The following is a 2,575-nucleotide window of genomic DNA, read 5'->3' as shown; positions in this document are numbered from 1 at the left end:
CGGTCGGGCCAGCTCCCCGCGCCGCCGCGGGCGCGGATCTCGTCGAGCTGGATCTCGGCGTCCGCGCCGCGTCCGGCCGCGATCAGGGCGAGACCCATGTAGGCACGCGCCAGCAGGTTGTCGGGATCGGCCTCGAGCGCGCGCCCGTAGATCGGCAGGGCGGTGTCGATCCGCCCCGCGCGTCCATGGGCGAAGGCGGTGAGGGTCAGCACCTCGGACCCCGCGGGGTCGGACGACAGGGCCAGGAGGGAGAGCGCGTCGTCGCTCCGCCCGGCATAGGCGAGCTCGCGCGCCGTGCGTCGCAGGATGTCCTCGGGCAGGGCGCTCTGCTCGATCGAGACGCAGGCCATGCGCGCCGCGTCCCAGACGGTGCCGTCCTCGCAGGCGGTGGTCGTGGGTGTCGGCGCCGGAGGGCTGTCATCCTCGGGGCCGACCGCGTGCGACGCAGGGGCGGCCAGGAGGAAGCCGACCGCGGCCAGTGTCCCCGTGATGCTCCGCGCCGCAGTGATCGAGCGGGTGCGCGCGCCGGGAGTCCCGGGTCGTGGAGTGGGCGGTGTCATGCGGAGACCTTTGGGGCAACAAAAGGCCCGCGCGCCAGGGCATCGCGCGCGGGCCGGGAATTCGTCTGGCGTCGGCTCAGCTGCTGACGACGGGCACGCAGGCCTGCGTGGTCGCGTCCCAGGTGCTGCCTTCGGCGCAGCTCATCGTCGTCTGGTGGTTGGCGCCCCAGCTGCACTCGGCCATCGCGAGGCCGGGTGCCGCGGTGAGCACGAGGGCGGCCAAGAGGGTCTTGATCGACATGTCGCGTCTCCTGTCGGAAAGATCGGTTGGTCGTCGTCGTATGACGCAAGGTAACACGCGCCGTCCGAAAGGCAAAAGAAACGGCGCCCCAGGCGGCGATCACGGAAACGTGGGTCGGAAAACGGGCAGATCCGTTCAGGCGCGGAAGTGCTTGGACAGTTTCAGCCCCTGGCCCTGGTAGTTCGAGGCGAGATCGGCGCCGTAGAGGCGCTCGGGCAGGGAGGCCATGCGCTCGTAGACGAGGCGGCCCACGACCTGCCCGTGTTCCAGCACGAAGGGCGCCTCGTGGCAGCGCACCTCGAGGACGCCACGCGCCGGGACGCCGTGGCCGAAGCCGGGATCGAAGAACCCCGCGTAATGCACCCGGAACTCGCCCACCATCGCGACGTAGGGGGCCATCTCGGCGGCGCAGTCGGGCGGGATCGACACCGCCTCGCGGCTGACGAGGATGTAGAAGGCGCCGGGATCGAGGATGACGTGGCCCTTCTCGGGGCGAAGTTCCTCCCAGAACTCCTCGACGGCGTGCGCGCCCGTGCGCGTCAGGTCGATGACGCCGGCATGAGGCTTGGCCCGGTAGCCGACGAGGCCGCCCGGCCCGGGCGAGAGGTCGACCGAGAAGCCGAGCCCGTCGTCGATGAGCGCGCCGTCGCCGCCCGAGACGAGCGGGCTCCCGGCGTGGCGGGCTTCGAGCTCGGCATCGGTCAGCACCGCCTCGCCCCGGCGGAAGCGGATCTGGTTCAGCCGCAGCCCCGGCCGCACGAGCACCGAGAAGGAGCGCGGGCAGATCTCGGCGAAGAGGGGCCCCGCGTAGCCCGGCGCGATGCGGTCGAACTCGGTCCCGTCGTCGGTGATGACCCGCGTGAGGCAGTCGACGCGCCCCGTGGAGCTCTTCGCATTGGCGACCGCCGAGATCTCCGGGGGAAGCTCCAGCGCCTCCATCAGCGGCACGACGTAGACGCAGCCGCGTTCGAGGACCGCGCCGTCGGTCAGCGCCATCCGGTGCATCTCGAACTCGGGCAGGCGGTCGGCGAGGCGGCGGCCCCGCCCGGTGAGGAAGGAGGCGCGCACGCGGTAGGCGACATCCCCGAGCCGGAGGTCGAGGCTCGCCGGCTGGACCTGGCCCGCGTCGATGGGTGTCGCGGCACGGATCGCGCCCGCCTCGATCAGCGCGCGGATCGCGTGGTCGGGAAGGACCCCTTCGGCGCTGTCGGTCATGCTCTGGCCCTCTCCCCGCGGTTCGGCGTGGCACAGAAAAGACCGGCGCGACGCCGAGGGCAAGGCCGGTTAGGCCCTTGCCGCTTGCTGGGTGGGGTGGTGTTGGTCGGGCTAGCAGGACTTGAACCTGCGACCTTCCGTCCCCCAGACGGACGCGCTACCAGGCTGCGCCATAGCCCGACTTGGGGTGCCTTCTAACGATTTGTCGGACAGGCGCAAGAGGGCCGTCCCGATCGTGGTGCGGTCAGACCGGTGCCTCGATCCGCGCCTTCAGCCGCGCGAGCGCGGCGCGCGCCGCCGGGTCGACGGCGCCCGGCGTGGTGGCGAGGGCCGCGAGCCGGTCGAGCGCTGCGGCGGTGGAGGGCGTCCGGGCCGCGGGAACGGGTGCCGGGCCGGGGTCATGGGCCGCCTCCGGTTCCTCCGCCTCGAGGGCGGAATCGGGCTCGGGCGCCAGGGCGTCGCCGGCGGGCGTCGCGTCCGGCCGCGCGGCGGCGAAGAGATCCTCCTGCGGCGATGCGTCCGGGGCGTCGGGCGTCCCGGCAGGCTCTGCCGCGAGGGG

Annotated in this window: 3 protein-coding genes, 1 tRNA gene and 1 pseudogene; all 5 read right to left on the bottom strand. The window is 72.9% G+C overall.

Translation table 11 applies throughout. The annotated features are described in order from the left end of the window. The coding region (locus tag ACTS11_RS07475) for a tetratricopeptide repeat protein (RefSeq protein WP_442639701.1) at positions 1–560 on the bottom strand (560 nt) is incomplete at its 3' end. A 76-nt stretch (positions 561–636) separates the two neighbouring features. Then, a complete protein-coding gene (locus ACTS11_RS07470) occupies positions 637–801 on the bottom strand; it encodes a hypothetical protein (RefSeq protein WP_442639700.1) in 165 nt (54 codons plus the stop codon). 135 nt (positions 802–936) lie between these two features. Then, positions 937–2,016: a 2'-deoxycytidine 5'-triphosphate deaminase gene (locus ACTS11_RS07465; protein WP_442639699.1), complete on the bottom strand. Its 1,080-nt coding sequence runs from the start codon at positions 2,014–2,016 to the stop codon at positions 937–939. Between the two features lie 103 nt (positions 2,017–2,119). Continuing rightward, a tRNA-Pro gene (locus ACTS11_RS07460) sits at positions 2,120–2,196 on the bottom strand. 64 nt (positions 2,197–2,260) lie between these two features. Continuing rightward, a pseudogene (locus tag ACTS11_RS07455) lies at positions 2,261–2,575 on the bottom strand (hypothetical protein); the annotation flags it as partial.

Origin of the sequence: Roseicyclus sp. (genome assembly GCF_052168335.1) — a bacterium.
Classification (GTDB): Bacteria; Pseudomonadota; Alphaproteobacteria; order Rhodobacterales; family Rhodobacteraceae; genus Roseibacterium.
Note: the sequence above shows the minus strand (reverse complement) of the source record. Positions and strands in the feature narration are given on the sequence as shown.

Coding starts and splice junctions, on each gene's coding strand:
- ACTS11_RS07470 (WP_442639700.1), bottom strand. CDS start 801: ATGTCGATCAAGACCCTCTTGGCCGCCCTCGTGCTCACCGCGGCACCC.
- ACTS11_RS07465 (WP_442639699.1), bottom strand. CDS start 2,016: ATGACCGACAGCGCCGAAGGGGTCCTTCCCGACCACGCGATCCGCGCG.